Here is a 21,774-nt window from a genome sequence, read left to right on the forward strand (position 1 = left end):
TTTGACAACAAGTCGCATTTACACACAAAATGCCACTTCTTTAAGTTTGTCAACAATCTGAAAACAGGCTAAAAAGCCTGCCTTAACTGATGTTGTTTTGTAAAAAATGCCCTGTACGTTAGAAAAGTCACCGCAAAACATGAAATCGCTACTGTTGATGCCAGCATAAAAGTAACCATTATCTGGTACTTAACTGCCTCAATGGGGTCCACTCCTCCTAATATGAGCCCTGTCATCATCCCTGGTAGTTGCACGATACCCAGAGTTTTCATGCTGTCAACTGTTGGAATCATCCCGGTCTTTATCGCTGTCTTTATCACCTTTTGAGCCGCTTGTCTTGAAGTTGCACCAAGTGACAAATACGCCTCTATCTCTTCTGACCTATTTTTTATCTCGTCCTTTAACCTTGAAACAGCAAGTCCGGAAGCCACCATCGAATTCCCTATTATCATTCCTGATACAGGTATGACTTCCTGTGGCCTAAAATGAATATTTCCAAACAGAATGAGTAAAGAAATTGTAATCGCAGCACTTAAAGCAATTGAAAAAGTGATAAAATAAAAAACATTTGGTATTCCCTTTCCTCTCTTTGAAGCATTATTCCCAGCAACTACTATCATTAAAGTTACCATTGCCAAAGTAAACAAAGCATTGTTTGCAGCAAATATGTAATGTAAAATGTACCCTACTATCGTAAGCTGTACAACCGCTCTTATGGTACCTATGACTATTTCCTTTTCAATTCCCAGTTTTTGATAATAAGAAACAAAAATAGATATTAGCACAAGACTTGATGCCAATGTCAAAGACAATACACTCATTTAACTTCCTCCTTTAATTTACCTTGTATGAATAATTTTGTAATTTCATTTTGGGGACTTGTAAAAAAATCATAAGTTTTAGCATATTCTATTAATTGGCCTTTGTTAAGCAATGCTGTGTAATCTCCAATGCGCCTAGCTTGATCTATATTATGAGTTATCCAAATAATCGTCAAATTAATTTTTTCCTTTAACTCAATCATCAACTTCTCTATTGTTTCTGTAGAAGTAGGGTCAAGGGCTGAAGTAGGCTCATCAAGCAAAAGAGCTTCCGGCTTATTTGCAAGAGTTCTAGCTATAGAAACTCTTTGCTGTTCACCTCCTGATAAATTTTTCACATCCCTTGTAGCATATTCATTGTTTAATCCCACAATACTCAAATAATACTTCACATCCACATTTTTTTCTCCTTTGAGCATTGGCCCATACTCAATATTTTCTTTAACTGTTCCTTCAAAAAGATGAGGCTTTTGAAAAACCATTCCAATCTTTCTCCTCAAATCTATTACGTCCATTGTTCTAATATCCACGTCGTCTATTAAAATACTGCCATGGGTTGGATCTATCAATCGGTTTATCAGCTTAATAAAAGTTGATTTTCCAGCTCCAGAAGGGCCAACAATAGTATGTATTGCTCCACCTTCAAACTTTACAGAAATGTTTTTCAATATCTCTTTTTCAGAAGTGACGTAACTAACCTCTTTAAATTCTATTTTTTTCATACAAATCACCTCTATTGTAACAACTGTTACATTTATATTTAAATTGTATCCTTTCTTTGTGGAAAAGTCAACAAAGCTAAAAATTTCTTTTTAACTTTGATATTTATTTGACATTCTTTTGATAAAGTAATAAAATATAATTGACAATAAGAGGAAAGGAGGCGATTCCATGGATACAAAATTCATCACAAGAACTGCTATTTTACTCGCCATCACACTGATATTTCAATTTTTAAAAATGCCCCAACTCATAACAGGTTCTATCGTTAATGCAATGCTTTTAATCGCGGCTGGCACCGTTGGAATGTGGTCAGGAGTCACAATAGGACTCTTAACTCCGATAATTGCATTTTTAGTAGGCATAATGGGATTTCCTTTAATGATTCCTTTTATAATGGTAGGTAATGGGTTATATGTAATGCTCTTTTCAACACAAAAAAACAAAATAATAGGAATGATAATAGGTGCTGTAGTTAAGTTTATATGGCTTGCTTTATCAGTAAAATATATAATGCAACTCTTTAACGTAAAAGTTCCCCTAAAAATTGTACAGGCTTTTACAACGCCTCAGCTTATAACAGCTTTAATAGGAGGTACATTAGGAATTATAGTAATTGCATTTCTTGAAAATTATTTCAAAAAAGCGAAAGAGCAATAATAAAAGGTGGTATTTTGTGCAAAAGCTCAGAGTACAGCACAAAATGCCACCTCCCAATTACTACTATCCAACAATTTCTACTCGCTAATAATCATATAATAGAATTTGAATATCTCCCACACCTGTCTCCAGTCATAGCGATTATCTTCCCATTCGCTTTGATTTGGATTATCTCACATTCATTAGGACAAGCCTTGCAGATAAAAGTAGTAGTTTCAAATTTCTCTTCCGATACATCAAATCCCTTAAATTTAGTATGTACTCCTAAGCGCTTTACTTCTTCTCTGGCAATCATTGCGATACCTATCGCTCCCATGATATTGTAATACTTAGGCACTATTACCTCATGTCCTACTTCCTCTTCAAAAGCCTTCTTTATGGCAATATTAGCCGCCACACCCCCCTGAAATACGAAATCAGGCTTTAATTTTCTACCTCTGACCAAATTATTCATATAGTTTCTTACCAATGCTTTAGACAATCCTTTTAGTATTTCCGCCTTGCTAAAACCATACTGTTGTTTTGATATCATGTCCGACTCAGCAAAAACAGTACATCTTCCAGCAATTCTAACTTCTCTTTTGGCCGTCAGGGCTATCTCACCAAATTCTTCGATTTTTATTCCAAGCCTTTGCGCTTGATGGTCCAAGAATGACCCTGTTCCTGCAGCACAAACAGTGTTCATGGCAAAATCGGCTATAGTACCATCATTTATTATGATTAACTTGGAGTCTTGTCCTCCGATCTCAAAAATTGTACTCACATTGGGATGAAAATAAAGAGTGGCAGTAGCATGAGCAGTTATCTCGTTTTTCACCACATCCGCTCCTAAAACATATCCAATGAGTTGTCTTCCACTACCTGTAACTCCTACCCCTCCTATCTCTTTACCTGGCAACTCTTTATGAAGTTTTTTAAGTTCTTCTTTTACAATATCAATCGGTTGCCCTACATTTCTCACATAGGATTCAAATAAAATATTCGTTTCATCGTCAATAGCAACAACATTTATGCTCACAGATCCAACATCCACTCCAATATATACCTTTTCCACTTTTCCCTACCTCGCTATCTTTTTTCTGCGTTTTCTTAATTTAATAACATCAAGGAAAGCTTCTATCCTAGTCAAAGTATTGGCAACAGCCATTTGTTCATCTATAGAAAGTGTAAGAATTGGAAAGTCGTATTCTCTTATTATTTTGCTGATGGCACTTTCTGTTATAAGTTCGGGTAGACATCCAAATGGCTTTAAATGGATTACCCCATCAAATCCTCTGTCCATAAAGTCTATTATTGCACCCACAGACTGTTTGGCATGCCCTCCAATTATTATCTCAATGTATTTCTCACCTTTTTTCAATATTTGATGTTCTTTCTCCTTGTAAGAAGGCAAAGGTATTAAATTAAAATCTATCCATTCAGAGATATAATGGGACCTCTCAACCTCAGCACCATAGGTATTTAAAACCTCTTCTATATTCCCATTTATAGAAGGCTCCATTACCACATATATTTCTCCCACTATTCCAATCCTTATCCTCTCTTCCTCTGGAACTTCACAAACCTTTATGCTGTTTATTCTTTCAATCGCCTCTTTCTCCACCTTTTTTACATCCTCAGAAGATTCTATTTTCCTGTACTCCTCCATTATCTCATGCCATGCCTTCGTAAATTCCCCTCTTTTGCATTCATAAGCCCTTTTTACTTCAACTATTTTCTCCACTTTGTCCATAGATTTGGCCATATCATATACAACTTTTGCCACCTTCAAAACTTTTGTCCATGAATTTTTCCCTTTTATTCTCTTCACATTATCCATAAAAACCTTAATATCCCTTTTAGGTTCATCAAATATGATAAATTCCACATCATAACCCATGTTCCTGAGTATCTTTTTTTGTGCCTCTCCATAATAACCTGCTCTACAAGGCCCATTTCCCCCTGATGTGACTATGGTATCTGCACCCATTTCTAAAGCCTCAAGATATGTACCTAAAATGACTTTCAAGGGAAAGCATGCAAATTCGGGACTGTACTTTACCCCGTAATCTACAGTCTTCTGAGAAGGCCGTGGTGGAGTTATCACTTCATGACCCAAAAGAGTAAACAGCTTTTCATACATATAGGGGGAACCCATGTAGGGAAAAGTAATCTTCATCCTATATCACGCCTTTCATCTTTTCCTGGGCTTTGTACTTTTTCATTCTTATCAAATCAGTAAAAGCCTCTACTCTCGTTATAACGTGACTCTCTCCAGTCTGCTCATCAATTCTTATTGTCATAAAAGGCTTTTTATTCTTCTCAGAATCTATCGTCAAAAAAGGCTCAAGAATAGAATCCGGTCCGCATCCAAAAGCAGTCAAATGAATGATTCCGTCAATATCATCTCTCTTCATAAATTCATAAGCCGTTCCTAATAGCATATTTGTAAATTCCCAAAACATGTTTTTCCTGAAATCTCTCAGGTTTTTATATATCACCTTTTCCTCCATCATATCAAAAGTAATTACTTTTATATTAAGCCTTCTGAAGACACTAAATATGTCCATATTTACAAATCTATCGTACACATTGTACACATAACCTAAAAGCCCTATAGTTATATCACCATCGTATTTTTGAGGTTTATTATTTGTCAAAAGCTCATTTATATCATACCCTTCTTTGTTTAACCTCCGAAACTTAAGCCATTCTTCTCTTGCCTTTGCTAAAGCTTTCTTTAAGTCCTTTTTGTTAATTCCAAATTTTTCTATAAATATAGTATAATTGTGAAATTCAGAAATATCTAAGGTCTTTGAAACTATATGGTGAGTTAAAATCCTCTCTTCAATCCCATCAAAAAGACCTTTTATCATGTCAGGCAAACCCATAAATTTAGGACACATAAAAATCCCTTTTCTCAAACTCACAAAACGGGGAATGTATATGTAATCTACTCCTTTTTCTAACAAATTAAGAACATGGCCCGTATAAACCTTCATAGGAAGGCATATTTCAGCTACCGCCTCTTTTACACCAATATCTAATATGGTTTTTGAGGTATCATCAGAAGTGACTACTTCGAAGCCCAAACTCTCAAAGAAGGTTTTCCAGAAGGGAAAATAAAAATAATACATAAGGGCTTTAGGAATGCCAATTCTCACTTAATCATTCTCCTCTCCCAGCACCTTACTATACTATATATTTTACACCACATCAACTACTTTTCGCTATTCCTTTTACAAAAATTTCAATGCTTCTACGGACAAACTCATCATTGCTGAAGCCAATCAACTTTCTGCCGTAAGAAGCTTTCATTAGTATAAAGCCAAAATTTAACGATAAAAACGAAAAAGCCAGTAATTCAAAATCATCTGTATTTAACATGCCCTTTTGATACATTATCTTAAAATATTCAATTAAAACATCCTTGAAACCTTTTGGAATCCTCATCAAGTACTCCTTTACCTCTTCAAAAATCTCTGGACTTCTCAAACCTATCATAATTTTAGCTTTATCTTCTGTAAAATTCTTGTGATACTCTTCAGCCAACATCAAAAGGTCTTCTTTTAAATTCCATTTACACTTCTCCAATATCTTTTTATCCATGGGTTTAAGTAGTTCCAGCTCTTTCAAAGCATAAAGGACTATATCTTTTTTACTTCTAAAACACCTAAAAATTGTAACTTCATTTACTCCTGCCTCTTCTGCAATATTTCTTGTAGTTGTAGACCTATACCCCTTTTCAGAAATTAGTTTTAAAGTAGATACAACTATCTTTTCCTTAACCGAATCACCCATCAAAACACCTCACAACATTTATGCAAGTAATTGCTTGCATAAGTATTATAACATATTTAAGCAAAAAACAAAATATGCCTTGCTATTTAATTCCTAATATTTCTCCAAGTTCTAATATACGCTTTCCCAATCTTTTCGTCGCCTCTATTGCTTCCGTATCATTCAAAATTTCTCTTTCTTTATAAGCAATTCCGCAAACACCTCTATTTGCTGGAATCATCTCATGTTTAAGAAAAAATGCATTTATAGCTGTTATAGCACTTTCATGCCCATACTTTCTACCCACTACAATAGCACCGCCAATTTTGTTTTTTAACTGTCCTTTTATACACCAAGTTCTATCTATAAAAGCCTTAAGTTGAGCAGAAATGTTGTTAAAAAAAACTGGACTTCCTATTACAATTGCATCACTTTTTAAAAGCATTGGTATAAGTTTTTCTGTCATCTCATCTTCTATAGGGCACTCCCCATCCTTTTGGCAGGCCCAACAAGCCAGACATGGCTTTATATTATAATCTGCAAGTTTTATAAATTCTCCTCCTGTAATTGACATGGTCAATTTTAAAAGAATGTCAGTGTTGCTCTTTTTCCGTGGACTTCCGGAAATATATAAAATATTCATCTCCTCACCCCTTTCGTGTCTTTTAACATTTTATACCAATTTTCAACTTGTTTGACGGCATTCTTTTATAGAAATAATATTTACTGGAAAAACATTAAAAGCTACTTAACGCTTTTTCTGCTGCTTCTGCTATTATTTCGCTTAATGTTGGATGTGTGTGTATGGTTGCCGTAATATCTTCAACTTTTCCGTTCATTCTGATAACTTGCGTTGCTTCTGCAATCAACTCTCCATAGTAATTGATTATTCTTCTGAGATTCTTTTATTTACGGGTTCATAATACTTCTTTATCCAAGGCCCTAATTTAAGATATAAAATCAGTAAAATAATCTGAAAGATAGGCATAGTAGCTGCTGGTATAGCAACCATAGGAGAAAAAGCGGCAGTAGCTAGTGCAACAGCAGTCCCATTATTTTTCCCTGTACTAGCAAATACAATTGCCACATGTTCTTTATACGAAAAGTGCAATACTTTATTAAGCCATGTAACAAATATCAGTGTAACTGCAATAAAGATAGCATTTGGAACAAGCAAAAACAATATTAATCCTATTTTATCAACAACCATACCAGCTTTACTAAAGAATATCAAGAAAATTAAAATGTACATTGAAATTATAGATATAGATGGAAAAATTGGTTGTATATTTTTAAATTTCTCTTCTCCAAAAGCTCTCACTACCAAAGTCCTTGTTAAATAACCTAACACCATTGGCAAAATAAGAACTTCTAATATAGACATAAGTAGTTGACCTGTCGGTACAGGAACATTCGTATGAGAAGCAAAAATCCTCATCCAAAATGGAACTGCAAAAATTGCCGCAATAAAACTTAAAGCCACAATCATAGTGCTTAATTCAACATCTCCTTCAGCAAGACCTGTATAAGTAATGCTCATACTTGAACAAGGAACCACCATAACCAATAAAAATCCAATTGACAAAGTAGGATCTTTAATCATATATGTTGCAATAAAATATCCAAAAATCGGCGCCCAAGCAAAGTTATATATCAAACTTAATAACAATGCCTTCCAATTTTTCATTGACTTTAAAAGCAATTCAAGTTTAACATTTACCATCATAGGATAGATGATAAAGAAAACTGCAATAGTATTTAAAAGAGTTAAAAACTGCTGATTTGCTTTTACCCATAAAGTAGCGCTATGCCCATAGCCTACCCATACACCAGCAATAATTAATATCAAGGTATAAACAAGCATCCAATTATTGAGATGGCTTTGCAATTTTTTAAGATTAACCATTTCTTACACTCCTTTTAGCTTAAAAAGAACTTTTAAATATTCGATTTATCAAATATTTAAGTTAAAATATTTTGGCCTACTGGCCAAAATATCCAACTATCTTTTATTACTTTCTGGTGGAACCAATAGTGTACCATTAAGCGTTCCAATCAAAGACTTTATAAAAGTGCTTATCCACAATATAGCAAGTAAAATTGCTAATAATACTGTATACCAATATATAAGCTGTATTTTTGTATACATAAATACACTAAAAGCTGACAAAGTATATGCTGACAGTGGAAATATAAATGCCCACCACGAAAGTGAAAAAGGTATTCCACCTTCCATAAGATATTTAATTGTTATTATAACAGTAAGCACAAATGCCCAAAGTCCAAAACCCCATAAAATTAGTGAAAGCATCTTTAAAGAATCTGCCACCAAAATTAACCCTATTTCCTTCGAAGCGTCAGCAATACCCATCAAACTTACAGTTCCTACACCAATAGGACCAAGTATAATCCAGAAAGTTGGTGTTGCCATAGCATGCGGCATAGCACCAGTTATAAATCTATTCAAAATAATACTTCCCAAGATTATGAATAGCATTAATCCAATTCCATAAAAAACTATATCTGTAATGTTTATTAATTTTGCCAATTCCATATTTTTAGCAGCATAAGCCTTAACTAAAAGATTCCCTAATAAAGGCACTACAATACTTGCAACAGGAGTTATATACCATGAGTAATTTGTAAGCTCAGGACCTATACCCTCTGTTATCATCATATTGTATGTTACAAAAACTCCAAAAATTAAGGCAAGAGCTACACCATATATCCACAAAATTGTGCCCAAAGTCACAATAAATGCCATGCTAAAATATTCCTTACCTATCATAAAAAAGTTTGTTCCAAGAATTAAACCTCCTACAGGCATAGTAACAAAAAAGTTAGACATAACAGGATGCTTTAAATCCTCTATTAATTTATCAAAATGTAAAAACCATCTTCCTACCCACGGAATTATAAATATTAAAAACAAAAATATATTTAAAAAGAAAAGTGCTACAGCTACTGGTTTTAAAAAAGGCATTTTTGCACTTAACAAATAAAGAACATTAGCAAATCCACCAGTACCCATAACGGATGCATACCATGCCGGTGAAAAGTGTCTTATAATGCAGTTAAAGCATATTCTGTGTTCCATTGATCGTACCTCCATTAATATATTCGAATTAACGAATATATTATATCAGCATAATTAACATATGTCAATAAATCATGTAAAAATACTCGAATTACATAATTAATCTGCCTTAATATTCTCTACAACATTCTTATTATATCTCAGGATAAAAAAAATAATTCGAAATAGACTTGATAATTTAAAAAAGGAGGTTCTGATTATTGCTAAATCTTTTTCTCTTTCTCTCAATAATTAAAACCTCCTTTAAATAATTATTTATTTTGAGATTGTTCTCTTTGAGCAACAGCTTTCTTTATTTCCTCAATAACCTGCTGTGTATTCATGTTTCTTATCTCGATTCCAATATGCTTATCTCTAGGAAATCCTACGTCATCAAAAGCATCTCTGTACATTTTTCTCTGCATTGTAGGATCACAGGCAGCAACATAAAGTTCATCTATTTGAGCTCCTCTTAATAATTCCCTTAAATACCTATCTCCATCATCTGCACAAAGTTGAGGATGTAATCCTACCCATTCAAAAATTCCTTCTCTTCTTAAAGTGTTCAAAACTTCAAATGTATCCATCTCTTGAAATGATGGACATGTGCCTTGGCAGACACATAAAAGTAATCCTTTTTTACTCATAAAAATTACCTCCTATCTCCAAAATATGTTATAGCTTCATTATCACAAATCTTTGAACATCCACGGCAAAATTCCACGCAGTTGTCTGGATTTACAACAGCCGGATACCCATCGTCACCAATGGTATAAACGTCGTGTGGACAAAAGTTCACACATTGATAGCACTGAATGCATTTATCTTTATCTATTATAGGATACCAATTCTTTGCCACATATTTCACCTCCTCTCCAGCGTTTAAAAAAGCAATTATCATTTATATTAACCTCCTTATATATTCTTATATTCGAATATTCGAATATATCAAGTAAAAAAATTTACTTTGTGACAAGAAAGATATTTTTCACTTCCTCAATAATGTGTATGATATTTTCATCTGTTAAAGAATAATAAATTATAGTCCCTTCTCTTCTGGTTTTCACCATTTTATTTGCTCTTAGTACCATTAAATGCCTTGATACATGGGATTGGTCTAAATTTAGTGCTGCCATCATTTGACATACGCACATTTCCCTCTTGCTTAAAAGCTCTATTATTTTTATTCTTGTAGGATGCGATAATGCTTTAAAGTATTCGGCAGCTTTATTATATACGTCAGCTTCCACTTCTTTTCACCCTTTCATATAAATTATATTCGATTTTTCAAATATAGTCAAGTTAATTTTTTGTCAATTCGTTAATAATAAAGGTCAAATTACTCTACATTTAAAAAAGCGATATCAAGGCTTTTGAGATTAGTCTTTTTCATAATAAGATCACATTTGCACAAAAAAATAAAATAAATATTATGTCCATGAACATCTCCTAAAGTCTCAAAATTCCCCTGTCCTTTCGATATAATTATATCTGCTTTTCTAAACCAATTCATGAATTCTTCTGAGACCTCTTCTAAGTCTGTACCAGGAATATCCGTACCATTATCGATTATAATGGCAAATTTATCTATTCCCACCATATAAGCGTCCTCTTTCGTCACATCATTTAACACATATCCTCCTCTTGTGGCAAAGATTATTTGTAAGTCTGGATTGTAATTTTTTATCTCCTTTATTAAAAGCATATCTAAAACAACTTCTCCTGAATTATCACCCAAATAAAGAAGGTATTTACTTGATTTGAGGTCCTTTTTAAACTTATCATACACATCCATAGGAAATTCTTTCTTTAAAGTAGGTTTAATGACCTTTTCCATTACATCCTTTTCAATATTAACAAAAGCACCAAAATCTATTATATTGCCTGCTGCAGCAATTTTTACAGCAGTCAAAAGCCTGTCTTTCGAGTTTTTTATAATCTCTTCAAGGTCTTTTACAAGATTAAGAAGAGTTTTATTAAAATACATTCTCTCTTCCTTATAAAAATCAAAGTTTTCTTCTACGTTTATATAACTTTTCAAAAGCCTGTAAGAATACGCAGTTATATAGGGGGATGCTTTTGTGAGAGGAGTATTTATAATAAATCTCATTAGATCCTTCAAATAAAGTATTTTTTTCTCTTCGTCTTTTATGTATTTATCTGCAATCCTATACGCATGATTTAATATACATGGTATACATTGGGCATCTAATTTCAATTTTACCACCCCAATTATCTTTTACTTAAACTTTCAGCGACTCTTTTTAAATACTCTTTAAAAAATCCCTCTTCATATTCCAAAAGTTTCATATCTACATTTTCTATTGTATCTGTGTGCCAGTGATAGTTTCCTAATCTCCCTTTCTCATCTTTTGCAAGAAAAGCTATAGCATCAAAACCTGCAGTCATAACAGGTAGCGCATCTGTAGGCAGAAGCAAATTTTTCATTCTTTGAACCTTATCCTTGTTTTCTTTCCTCATTGCATCTGCAATTTCAAGCAACATTTTACCTGCTTTCTTGTAAAAAATCATACCCTCTCCTTCAAGATATGTAATCTTACCCCATCCAAGGTTATCAAGGATAATAAACTGCGTATCCTGTGGGAGTTTTCTCCCATATCTTTTTATAAAATATTTCATTCCCCTCTCCCCTGTTTCCTCACTCCCTGTAAACAAAAACACAATATCGACATTTCCGGGAAATTTATCTTGGTTAAGGACATAATATTCCGCCAAAGCCAATGCCAGTGAAACACCCGTACCATTATCATTTGCTCCTTGCGTGTATTTTCCTGTAATTTCACAAATAGTCATAAAAATGATATTAGCAATTACTATCAAGAGTCCTATTTTGAGTAATATATTCCCTAAAAAATACATTTTTAATACGTTAAATACTATTCCCAGAGGAACTAATGCAAAACCAAAATAAGAAATATTGTATATTAGCCCGAGATAATCCACTACTTTTGGATGAAACATTATACTGGCTTTCTGGGTATCATAATGAGCAGATACAATTATCTTTTTTTCTTTTGTGTCATCAAATTTTGTAAAAACATTCTGGGAAAGAAACCTGGGCATTATGCTTGTCTCTACAGGAACACCGCTTATCTCCATCAGAAGAATCATGACTCCAAATATGCTGAGGAAGAAAGCTATTGCGTTCATTATATTGCCGTAAAGCAAGGAAAGAAGGCCTGCAATAAGTAACAAGACCCCCACTTGTAACGGCAGCATATATAGATTGTCCCTTGTCGTTTTAAAACTATGTATTTCTGTTTGATATCCGATATTCTCAAGCTCTTTTTTTATATATTCTGCTGCTTCCTTCTCATTTTTCGTCGCTGAACCTCTATGCCCAAATTGTACTAATCTTGTTAAATATTCCTTACTGCTCTTCAAAATAAAAGCCCCCTCTCACAATCTTTCTAAATTAAATATACCATAAAATTTCAAAAGAGCCCACCCTCTACTTTAGGTGGGCTCTTTTGGGCTTAAGGAGTACTACTTTTAGGAGGGTTCCCTGGGGGATTCTTCGAATTGTTATTATTGTTTTGAGGAGGATTTTGTGTTGTGCTACCATTCCCACCATTATTAGGAGGAGTATTGCCCGGCGGCTGTGGTGCTGTTCCATTCGAAGGCTGTGGCGTTTGTGTGTTCTCTGGCGGCAATATTTCTGACGATGGCGGTTGCGGAGAAGGTGGAGTATCGTCATATTCTTTTGGCACCACATATTTGCCATCCAATGCTACCGCATTTTGTTCAGGAGTCCTGCCTGGAGGGTCAATAAATACCGCTTCTTTAACTAAATCTGGTGGAGTAAACTCTGTCGCTAATTTGCCATTCTGCGAATTGATTTTTGCCAGCACGTGCACAGTACAATAGGTGGTAGGCTGCGTTCCTTCTGCAAAAATTTCTGTATAGGTCCTGTCACCTCTCGGGTCTTGGTGACACAGGTCAGTTGGAAGTAATCCAGAGTCCTTGCAAACCGTCACAGAAACAATCCCTGGAGGCCTTTCAAAATCTTTATAGGGCAAATTTTTGTGTATCTCTGCCATGACTGTTCTCCACAATATCGCCGGATAAGACCCTCCTACAATTCCCCTCCCTCCGTATATCATAGGAATATTTTCTCCTGTCCCCATCCATACAGAACCTACGTAATAAGGGGTAAAGCCTGTAAACCAAGCGTCATTGTAGTTTTCATTTGTACCTGTTTTCCCCGCTACAGGCATATTAGGAAGTCTTGCATTTGTACCTGTACCGTATTTCACCACATCCTGCATCATGCTAGTTAAGATATAGGCGTTTTGTGGGGTCAGCACAATGTGCTGTGAAGGCTTATTTTCAACTAAAAGCTTTCCTTCAGAGTCTGTGACTTTAGTAAAAGTAAAGGGGGTGGTGTATACTCCTCCATTAGCTATAGCTCCATAAGCTGCAGCTTCTTGCAGCGGAGTAACCGCACCTCCTGCTCCTAATGCAAGAGCAGCAGGAGAAGAAGCAACATCTTTTGTAATGTTGAGTCCAAATTTTTTCCCATACTCCGCTGCAGTAGGAAGCCCAATCATTTCTACAACTATCCTTGCCGCAGGAACATTCTCAGAATATGTTAAAGCCTCTCTAAAGGTCATGAGGCCTCTATACTTCCCGCTTTCATAGTTATGGGGCTCCCAGTTCCATTGTTTATAAAAAACGGGAACATCATCCACAACAGTAGCTGCCGTATAACCTTTCTCTAAGGCAGGACCATAAACTGTAAGAGGCTTTATAGAAGAACCAGCAGGTCTTCCACCTTGCGTTGCATAGTTAAATATCCTCGTCTTTCCTCTAGTCTCGTCCGTCTCTCTACCTCCTACAATTCCCTTTACCTCGCCAGTCCTCCAGTCCATCACTACCATTGCGCCCTGAATCATTCTCAGATTCCCATTTTTATCTTTTATATCAGGAGGGAATAACTTAGGATTGTTAAAAGCTTCTTCCATTGTCTTTTGTATTTTTAAATCCATAGTAGAGTAAATCCTTAAACCACCTGTGTATATCTTCTTTATTGCTTCATCATGAGAGATGTTAAGCTGCTGAGACAAAGCGTCTGCCACATCATTTATAACTTGGTCAATAAAATATTTATGCTCATAAGTGGTAAAATTGGTCTTCTTGAAAACTAATTTTTCTGAGATCGCTTTTTCATATTCTTCTTTTGTTATATAGCCTTGTTCCAGCATTTTCTTTAACACTAAATGTTGCCTTTCTGTAGCAGCTTCTAGATCAGCGTATGGAGAATAACGGGATGGATTATTCGTAATTCCAGCAATCATAGCACATTCCGCAAGATCTAACTGGCTAACATCTTTCCCAAAATAAGCCAAAGATGCTGCCTGAACTCCATAAGCATTAACGCCAGGTCCTCCTAAATATATGGTGTTTAGATATGCTTCCAATATCTGCTCCTTTGTATACACCTGCTCCAATCTCCAAGCCAAAACCATTTCCTGTATTTTTCTGGTAATGGTTTTTTCACTGGAAAGCATGGTGTTTTTCACAAGTTGCTGTGTAATAGTACTGGCACCTTCTACAGGCTTCCCTCCCGCCATAATATCTGCAATAAGAGCTCCAATAATTCTCTTTGGGTCGATTCCCAGTTTGTTCTTATAAAAACGCTGGTCCTCTATTGCCACAAAAGCATTTTGCAAATTCTTAGGTATTTTCTCTATTGGAACCCACAGTCTATTATCAGCACCATGAAGTATTGCTACTCTTTGCCAGTTGCCATTTTCGTCTTTTGCATAAACAATAGAAGACTGTGCCTGGGACGTCAAAGCCTCCTGAGAAATTGGAGGAGTGTTTTTAATTATAGCCAGAACTTTTCCACCGATTGCCCCAACCGCTGCAAAAAACAGAATGAGAAATGTAACTCCAATCCATTTGAGAAAAAACTTAAAGGAGCTTTTTTTCTTCTTTTCACCATTCTTTTTTCTCCGGCTTCTTTTTAGGTTTAAATCGCTATTTTTATCCATACTGATCCCCCATAAAATTATGGTTTATCTAATCATATTGATTATATCATAAATTATATCACTTTTTTATGTCCAAATTGTAACAAAAAAGAAAAGCCAGCTAAAATACTGACTTTTACCTTGCCAACTCGTAAATTTTTATTATATCTTCTTTATTAAGTTTAACAAAATCTCCTATTGTCCTGGTGCCTCCCTTTGTACACTTATCGGCCATCTCTTCAAACCTATCGTCCGAAATGCCTGCCTCTTTCAATCTAACTGGAAGTCCAATCTCTTTAAAAAATTCTTCTGTTCTTCTAATCCCTTCCAGAGCAATTTCTTCTAAGTTTTCGTACGGCAAATCAACGTCCCAAACTTTTACAGCAAACTGAACAAATCTATTAATGTTGTTTTTATAAACATACTTCATCCATGCAGGAAATACAATAGCAAGGCCTGCTCCATGAGCAATATCGTAAATGGCGCTTAGTTCGTGCTCAATTTTATGTGATGCCCAATCTCCTCTTCCTCTTCCAGTGTTAAGAAGGTCATTGTGAGCAATTGTGCCGGCCCACATAATCTGCGCCCTCGCATTGTAATTAGCAGGGTCTTTTAAAACGATGCGGGCATTATTTATCACAGTCTTCAATGTAGCCTCACAGAGTCTATCAGTCAACTCAACTCCTTCTTCATTCACAAAATACCTCTCCATTATATGGGCCATAATGTCTGCAACACCACAGGCCGTTTGATAATTCGGCAATGTATATGTAAGCTCTGGGTTCATAATTGCAAACTTAGGCCTTAAAAGTTCATGGTGAAAACCTATCTTATACCACCCATCTTCATTTGTGATAACTGTAGCATCACTTGCCTCACTGCCTGTTGCTGGAATGGTAAGAATCACTCCCACAGGAAGAGCTTCTTTCAATTCTGCCTTTCCTTCAAAAAAGTCCCAAACATTCCCTTCATAAGGCACTCCCATTGCGATAGCCTTTGCAGTATCAATAACACTTCCCCCACCAACAGCTAAAATAAAATCTATGTTGTTTTCTCTAACTAATTTTATTCCTTCCTGCACAAGGCTAAGCCTAGGATTAGGCTTTACCCCTGATAGCTCTACAAATTCAACTTTCTCTTCTCTCAAAGAATTTATAACTTTATCATATAAGCCAGATTTTTTTATGCTTCCTCCACCATAGCATAACAATACCTTATTGCTATAATTTTTTACTTCTTTACCAACTTGCTCCTCTGTTCCCTTACCAAAAATAATCTTTGTAGGACTTGAAAAAATAAAGTCTTTCACTGCTCTCATCCCCTTTTAACTTTAAAAATGCATCTCTTTAAAGAAATTATACCATGAATAAAAAATAAAACAAAAACGCCCCAAAATCTATAGGGGCAAGGAATTAAAAAGTTATTTTTCTGTTTTTGTATAATGCTTTTTTACTATATCCAATATACCCTTCCTTTCTAAAATTTCTACTGGAACCAAAAATGTAACTGTAACTACCCCTGGCAATCGCCCTATTTCAATTGATCCTGTTATGGTAGCTCTGTTCAAAACTTCTGGCAAAGGCAACTCTAAAAATTTTGCAGCTCTTTCTAAACCATTGTTTACAGCTTCATTCAAATTTGCTCCCGTACCTATAAAAGAAAGCGGATATGATTTCTCTAACGAATCGACTTCCCACTGGTTTGCTAATTTCTTAGCTTTTTCAAGCTCTTCTTCTGTAAAAGGACGAGCTAAATATGGCAAATCTTCAAAATTAGGTAACAATATTGGCCCATCTATTTTCAAGCCTTTTAATACTTTCACTCTAAGTGTAACTATCCCAGCAACATCAGTAGTATGGCCTGCTATCTCTCCATCCCCCTGCATCGCGTGCATATCACCCATATACACTCCAGCACCTTTTACTTTAACAGGGGCAATAATTACTGCTCCTTTTCTAACTCTATTTATATCCATATGTCCATCCGTTCTATGCCTTTCTAATTCTTCTTTAGTAATAGCATATTCATGTTCAGCACCTATCAAAAATGTGCCAAAATCTCCTGCGTTATGAGAGTCCGGCATTTTTATAGAGGGCAATGTCCCTAACTGCCCTAAAAAAGGCCTCATTCGTGAGATTACTCCTACCAGATCATGAGGTGCTAAAGTAACTGCAGGATTTTGAACGGAATTATGAGGTATCCTCATATATTCTCTTCCATTTGCTGCTATTTTTTCTGCAGCCTCTTTGCCTACAGTTACTCCAATATTTTCTTCTTTATCTAAGACCATAGTATAACCGTGTTCAAATTTAAATGGAACTACATCTGCTCCACAATTAGCACAGCGTATAGAATCTGGCCCCACACCTTCTATAACAGTTTCTGGATATACTGTGCCACAGTTAGGACATTTAGCAGCTACAAAAGGATCGCCTATATATCTTCCTTCTATTACCTTTTCTTTACCTGAAGCTGTAGCAATTGATGTTACCTGAATATCTTCAATATATATTGCTACTGCATCACCAACTTCTGCATTTTCAACAAAAACCGGTTTGGTAACCTCATGTCCCCCTTTTAATTTCGGAGTAAGCATTGGCCCCCAACACCCCGGCGCAGTATTAGCTATAATGTATCCTCCATCCTTTACTGCTTTTATCATTTCTTTTTCAGGATCAAGAATGCCATCGGTAAACTCATCCACATATACGACATTTCTCGCTTCCATACTCCTAACCTCCTTTTACAGTTTTAAATATCAACCTGTAATAAATATTAAATTCTATAAAAAAGCCAAAACTCCTGCATAAAAAAGAGAGAGCCTTTGCGGCTCTCCCGATTTACTTGAATAGACGGCCTATTAAGCTTATCAAAATTCCTAACCACTGGAAATCCGAGTCGCCAAAAGTTGTGTTTTCAAATCCAAGAGCTCCTAATGCTGGCAATAGGAACGCAGCACCAAAGCTTATAATGATTCCATTTACAAAAGAACCTAATATTGCACCTCTTTTTCCTCCCATTGCATTACCTATTACTCCCGCCGTACCACCCACAAAGAAGTGAGGCACAAGGCCAGGAATTATCACAGGAAGTTTAAACATTGGCATTAAGAGCATAGAAACTATTCCGCCTAAGAAACTGAATATGAAACCTATAATGACAGCATTGGGCGCATAAGGGAACGTAACAGGGCAATCCAAAGCAGGTTTTGCTTCAGGGACTATTTTATCAGAAATACCTTTAAAAGCCGGTACAATTTCTGCAACAATCATTCTAACACCATAAATTACTACGCCTACTCCCGCTGCAAAGGTCAACGCCTCTACTATGGAATAAACTATGAAGTTTTGACCTCCACTTAACTTAGTCTCTACGTAGGTACCTCCAGCAGCAAAAGCTGCAATAAGAAATACAATTATCATCGTAACGCCAGTTGCAACTAATGACTCTCTTAAAAAGCCTAGCCCTTTAGGGAAAGAAAGATTTTCAGTACTATCTTCTGGATTCCCAAACCATTTCCCAATTGTTCCTGATACAAAATACCCTAACGTTCCAAAATGTCCTAATGCAATATCATCTGTCCCTGTCACTTTCCTCATGTATGGATGAATCCACGCAGGCATTAATACTTGCATTAATCCCAAAATAATTGACCCTACAATTACTAACCATACTCCACTTAATCCAGCAGTACCTAATGTAGCAGAAATTAGGCATGCCATATAAAAGCTATGGTGTCCAGTAAGCCATATGAACTTAAGAGGAGTGAACCTGGCTAATAGTATATTAACCAAAAATCCAAAAACCATTATTAGAGCTGTTTCCTTCCCCAAAGTCTTTTGAGCTATAGCAACTATAGCTTCATTGTTAGGTACTACTCCTTTTATTCCAAACCCCACCTCTAACATTGGTCCTAAAGCATTAAGCGAGCCTATCAAAGTAACGGCACCAGCTACTAAAATTAAGAATCCCAGAACAGTTTTTATACTGCCAGTTATTACTTCTGAGAAAGTCTTTTTCTGCACTATTAAACCTATAAATGCCACAATACCTACTAAAATGGCAGGAACACTTAAGATATCTTGAAGAAACTTAAGAAAAGCCATTATCTATTTACCTCCTCTCTAACTTTTTTAAGTATTTAAAGCTTTATTTATAGCTTCTTTAATTTCTTGCACATTAACATAATTTTTTACCACTGCTATTTTGGGTTTTATGCCCTCCAATTGTTGAGCTAGTTCATTAGAAGTGATTACTATATCCACATCGCTTCCCGCTCCTTTTGCTGTAGTTATATCTGTAGTAATAACCTCTGCCTCCAAATTTAACTCCTTCACTGCTTTTTCTATACTCATTTTTAGTACCAAAGAACTTCCTAAGCCCATTCCACATACAGCCATTATCTTTAATTTTTTCTTTTCCATCTTACAAACACCTCATTTTTTTAATTTATTTGGTTGATTAATTCTATTACTTCTTCTTCACTTTTTGCATTCATAATCTTTTTTAATAATTCATTATTAGACAAAACTTCTACCAACTGCCGCAATGCCTCTAAATGCTGTGTATTATCTACGGCAGCAAAGGAAACTACTATTTTAACTGGGTCATTATCTTTATTACCAAAATTTATTGGGGTTTTTAATGTAATTAAACTCATACCTACTTTTTTTACACCAGCATTCGGCCTTGCATGTGGCATTGCCACACCAGGAGCAATAACTATATAAGGACCCATATCTTTTACCGTCTCTATCATTGCCTCAATGTACCTAGACTCTACAACACCGCTTTTCTCTAACAACTCACCTCCTATCCTTACAGCTTCTTCCCAATCTTTTGCCTCAACATTTAACTTTATGGTATCTTTTGTCAAAAGGTCCTTCAACACCGGATGAACAACTCCTCTCTTATTCTCATATGATGCTATGTTGAAAAAAATTAGTAAATCTTCTAGCAATTTTTCGCGATCTTTTATTACACAATGCCTATTTATGATTTCCATAAGCTCGTCTACCACATCCAAACGCTTGTCTTGAGGCTTAGCGAGGAATTTACTCAATTTTTCTATATCCCTATCTGTGAGAAGAGGATTGACCTCGACTGCTTTTACTTCATCACATTTGAGTGGAATAGTAGACACTATCAAGTCTATTTTTTTATCCTTTAAAACCTCTTTAATCTGGTGAAAAGCGATAGTGTCAACTATGTGTACATCAAAAACAGATTGTAATCTGGAAGAAAGGAGTTTTGCTGTCCCTATTCCTGTGCTACATACAACTAATACATTGGGCTTAATAGAAATAGCGGTCTTTTTTCTTTCTATTGCTGCACCGAAATGTATGACAAAATAACCTATTTCTTCTTCATTCAAGTTCCTGCCTGTGTACTCTTCAATAGGCTTTAAGCTCTCTCTGACTATTTCAAAAAGTTCTCTGTAATTAGCTTTAATTTCGTCTAGAATGGGATTTTTTAATTTTAAATCGTGCTTCAAGCGGTATATCGTGGGTCTCAAATGATCTAATAACCCTTCAAAAAGTTGCTGATCTTCTAAAAGGTTTTCTTTTATCCTCTCACTAACATTTCGTATGATTTTTTCTGTAAGAAGCTGATATTCAATCCAGTTTTCATTGAGGTAAGTTTTAGGCTTAGCTACATTGCTTCCTAATAAATGGATAGTGATGTATCCAATTTCATCTACAGGTATTGATACATTGAAGCGGTCTTCTAACATCTTAGCTATATTTGATGCAACAGCGAATTCCTTAGTCATTTCTAAAGCTTTTAATTCCTCTTTTGGCATTACTATATCCTTGCCCAGTTGAATTCTCTTTATTGCAATCGCTATGTGAATCACAAGTCCAGAAAAAGCTGCATCGGAAAAAATTGTCTCTAACTCTCTTTCTGCTATCTGCACGCATTGCTCTATATACGGTATGTCTATATCCTCAAAAAGCTTTGCAATCTGACTACTGCCGTCCAAACTTCGCCCATAAAAAGGTGCTTTTACAATATCCAATGCTTTGTCAATATCTATTGCTTCTGTAAGAAGTTCAATAGCAGCTCTTCTTAACTGCTTTTCATCTCCAACGACTTTTACACCGTATTTGGGTAAAGCTTTAAGGTAAAGCCCTCTTTCCTCTAACCATTCTTTTACTTTTTTTAAATCGCTTATGACTGTGCTTCTTGAAACCATAAGCTTTTCAGCTAAAGTGTTTATTGTGATGTAGTCTCTCTGTTGAATAAGCTCGCTTAATATTACATTTACTCTTTCCTTCTGGGATAAGTTGTAATAATAAGGAGAAAGGGCGTCTAATAAGGACAGAGCTTTGTTCCTGTATTCCAATGGTTCAGAAAATTTCACGCCTACATTCGGTTTTCTAATTAATTGTGGCAAATTATTATACTTTAAAAACTCATCAATAGCATCGAGGTCATACCTTATAGTTCTAGAGCTTACATTGAATAATTTTGCAAGCTCAGAAATTTTTATTGGCTCATTTGAATTGATAAGTTTCATCAAAATTTGTTTACTTCTATCATTGAGAGTGATAATTATCACCTCTTTTTAAGTAAATTATATTATACTTCTATGATAATGAAAAGCTTAACATTTTTCAATAGAATTGTGGCAAAAGTAAACTATTATTTTGCCAAAAAAATAAAGGGGTCACCCCCTTTTAAAGTTGGTTCTATAATAAATGTTGGGGTGGGGAAAAAGAAATCTATAAAAAAGAGAGCA

At 35.3% G+C, this 21,774-nt stretch carries 22 protein-coding genes; 1 reads left to right on the top strand and 21 read right to left on the bottom strand.

Annotation, left to right across the window (positions count from 1 at the left end):
• Window positions 1–68: 68 nt before the first annotated feature.
• Together ACPLVE_RS08710 and ACPLVE_RS08715 are read right to left on the bottom strand one after the other, a co-directional pair.
• Window positions 69–821 (bottom strand): ABC transporter permease, encoded by a 753-nt coding sequence (locus ACPLVE_RS08710; RefSeq protein WP_424611172.1) that lies wholly within the window; start codon window positions 819–821, stop codon window positions 69–71.
• Window positions 818–1,543, bottom strand: coding sequence for a phosphate ABC transporter ATP-binding protein (locus tag ACPLVE_RS08715; RefSeq protein ID WP_424611173.1), 726 nt, complete (start codon window positions 1,541–1,543; stop codon window positions 818–820). Before ACPLVE_RS08715 ends, ACPLVE_RS08710 begins: the two co-directional genes overlap by 4 nt.
• Window positions 1,544–1,712: 169 nt before the next feature.
• On the opposite strand from ACPLVE_RS08715, the gene ACPLVE_RS08720 reads away from it, so the two are divergent.
• On the top strand, window positions 1,713–2,201 hold the full coding sequence (locus tag ACPLVE_RS08720; protein WP_424611174.1) for an ECF transporter S component: 489 nt from the start codon (window positions 1,713–1,715) through the stop codon (window positions 2,199–2,201).
• A gap of 91 nt (window positions 2,202–2,292) precedes the next feature.
• On the opposite strand, the gene ACPLVE_RS08725 is transcribed toward ACPLVE_RS08720, so the two are convergent.
• The 19 genes from ACPLVE_RS08725 to ACPLVE_RS08815 form a co-directional block, all read right to left on the bottom strand.
• Window positions 2,293–3,255 (bottom strand): acyl-CoA dehydratase activase, encoded by a 963-nt coding sequence (locus ACPLVE_RS08725; protein ID WP_424611175.1) that lies wholly within the window; start codon window positions 3,253–3,255, stop codon window positions 2,293–2,295.
• A gap of 6 nt (window positions 3,256–3,261) precedes the next feature.
• Window positions 3,262–4,359 carry an acyl-CoA dehydratase activase-related protein gene (locus tag ACPLVE_RS08730; RefSeq protein WP_424611176.1) on the bottom strand — a complete coding sequence of 366 codons (1,098 nt, stop codon included), beginning with the start codon at window positions 4,357–4,359 and terminating at the stop codon, window positions 3,262–3,264.
• A 1-nt stretch (window position 4,360) separates the two neighbouring features.
• The gene (locus tag ACPLVE_RS08735) at window positions 4,361–5,344 is read right to left on the bottom strand and encodes an acyl-CoA dehydratase activase-related protein (protein ID WP_424611177.1); all 984 of its coding nucleotides are present in this window, start codon (window positions 5,342–5,344) and stop codon (window positions 4,361–4,363) included.
• Between the two features lie 52 nt (window positions 5,345–5,396).
• Window positions 5,397–5,981 (bottom strand): TetR/AcrR family transcriptional regulator, encoded by a 585-nt coding sequence (locus tag ACPLVE_RS08740; protein ID WP_424611178.1) that lies wholly within the window; start codon window positions 5,979–5,981, stop codon window positions 5,397–5,399.
• Between the two features lie 82 nt (window positions 5,982–6,063).
• Window positions 6,064–6,603 carry a flavodoxin family protein gene (locus ACPLVE_RS08745; protein ID WP_424611179.1) on the bottom strand — a complete coding sequence of 180 codons (540 nt, stop codon included), beginning with the start codon at window positions 6,601–6,603 and terminating at the stop codon, window positions 6,064–6,066.
• Between the two features lie 94 nt (window positions 6,604–6,697).
• Window positions 6,698–6,829, bottom strand: coding sequence for a hypothetical protein (locus ACPLVE_RS08750; protein ID WP_269077455.1), 132 nt, complete (start codon window positions 6,827–6,829; stop codon window positions 6,698–6,700).
• Window positions 6,830–6,846: 17 nt separating this feature from the next.
• Window positions 6,847–7,866, bottom strand: coding sequence for an arsenic resistance protein (locus tag ACPLVE_RS08755; RefSeq protein WP_424611180.1), 1,020 nt, complete (start codon window positions 7,864–7,866; stop codon window positions 6,847–6,849).
• Between the two features lie 96 nt (window positions 7,867–7,962).
• Complete coding sequence (locus ACPLVE_RS08760; protein ID WP_424611181.1) at window positions 7,963–9,057, bottom strand: C4-dicarboxylate ABC transporter; 1,095 nt, start codon at window positions 9,055–9,057, stop codon at window positions 7,963–7,965.
• Window positions 9,058–9,308: 251 nt separating this feature from the next.
• A complete protein-coding gene (locus ACPLVE_RS08765) occupies window positions 9,309–9,683 on the bottom strand; it encodes a heterodisulfide reductase subunit A-like protein (protein WP_424611182.1) in 375 nt (124 codons plus the stop codon).
• Between the two features lie 5 nt (window positions 9,684–9,688).
• Window positions 9,689–9,937: a 4Fe-4S dicluster domain-containing protein gene (locus ACPLVE_RS08770; protein ID WP_424611183.1), complete on the bottom strand. Its 249-nt coding sequence runs from the start codon at window positions 9,935–9,937 to the stop codon at window positions 9,689–9,691.
• Between the two features lie 61 nt (window positions 9,938–9,998).
• Window positions 9,999–10,286 (bottom strand): ArsR/SmtB family transcription factor, encoded by a 288-nt coding sequence (locus ACPLVE_RS08775; protein ID WP_424611184.1) that lies wholly within the window; start codon window positions 10,284–10,286, stop codon window positions 9,999–10,001.
• 89 nt (window positions 10,287–10,375) lie between these two features.
• A complete protein-coding gene (locus ACPLVE_RS08780; RefSeq protein ID WP_424611185.1) occupies window positions 10,376–11,263 on the bottom strand; it encodes a damage-control phosphatase ARMT1 family protein in 888 nt (295 codons plus the stop codon).
• A 5-nt stretch (window positions 11,264–11,268) separates the two neighbouring features.
• Window positions 11,269–12,441, bottom strand: a complete 1,173-nt coding sequence (locus tag ACPLVE_RS08785) for a M28 family metallopeptidase (protein ID WP_424611186.1) — start codon at window positions 12,439–12,441, stop codon at window positions 11,269–11,271.
• A gap of 92 nt (window positions 12,442–12,533) precedes the next feature.
• Window positions 12,534–15,053 (bottom strand): transglycosylase domain-containing protein, encoded by a 2,520-nt coding sequence (locus tag ACPLVE_RS08790; protein WP_424611187.1) that lies wholly within the window; start codon window positions 15,051–15,053, stop codon window positions 12,534–12,536.
• 115 nt (window positions 15,054–15,168) lie between these two features.
• Window positions 15,169–16,341, bottom strand: a complete 1,173-nt coding sequence (locus ACPLVE_RS08795) for an iron-containing alcohol dehydrogenase (RefSeq protein WP_424611188.1) — start codon at window positions 16,339–16,341, stop codon at window positions 15,169–15,171.
• A 111-nt stretch (window positions 16,342–16,452) separates the two neighbouring features.
• Window positions 16,453–17,760 (bottom strand): acetamidase/formamidase family protein, encoded by a 1,308-nt coding sequence (locus ACPLVE_RS08800; RefSeq protein ID WP_424611189.1) that lies wholly within the window; start codon window positions 17,758–17,760, stop codon window positions 16,453–16,455.
• Between the two features lie 112 nt (window positions 17,761–17,872).
• A complete protein-coding gene (locus tag ACPLVE_RS08805) occupies window positions 17,873–19,138 on the bottom strand; it encodes a PTS ascorbate transporter subunit IIC (RefSeq protein WP_424611190.1) in 1,266 nt (421 codons plus the stop codon).
• A 27-nt stretch (window positions 19,139–19,165) separates the two neighbouring features.
• The gene (locus ACPLVE_RS08810) at window positions 19,166–19,456 is read right to left on the bottom strand and encodes a PTS sugar transporter subunit IIB (RefSeq protein ID WP_424611191.1); all 291 of its coding nucleotides are present in this window, start codon (window positions 19,454–19,456) and stop codon (window positions 19,166–19,168) included.
• A gap of 20 nt (window positions 19,457–19,476) precedes the next feature.
• Entirely contained in the window at window positions 19,477–21,552 is a 2,076-nt protein-coding gene (locus ACPLVE_RS08815; RefSeq protein WP_424611192.1) for a BglG family transcription antiterminator, read from the bottom strand.
• Window positions 21,553–21,774: the final 222 nt, after the last annotated feature.

The organism is Caldanaerobacter sp., from assembly GCF_049701115.1.
Lineage (GTDB): Bacteria > Bacillota > Thermoanaerobacteria > Thermoanaerobacterales > Thermoanaerobacteraceae > Thermoanaerobacter.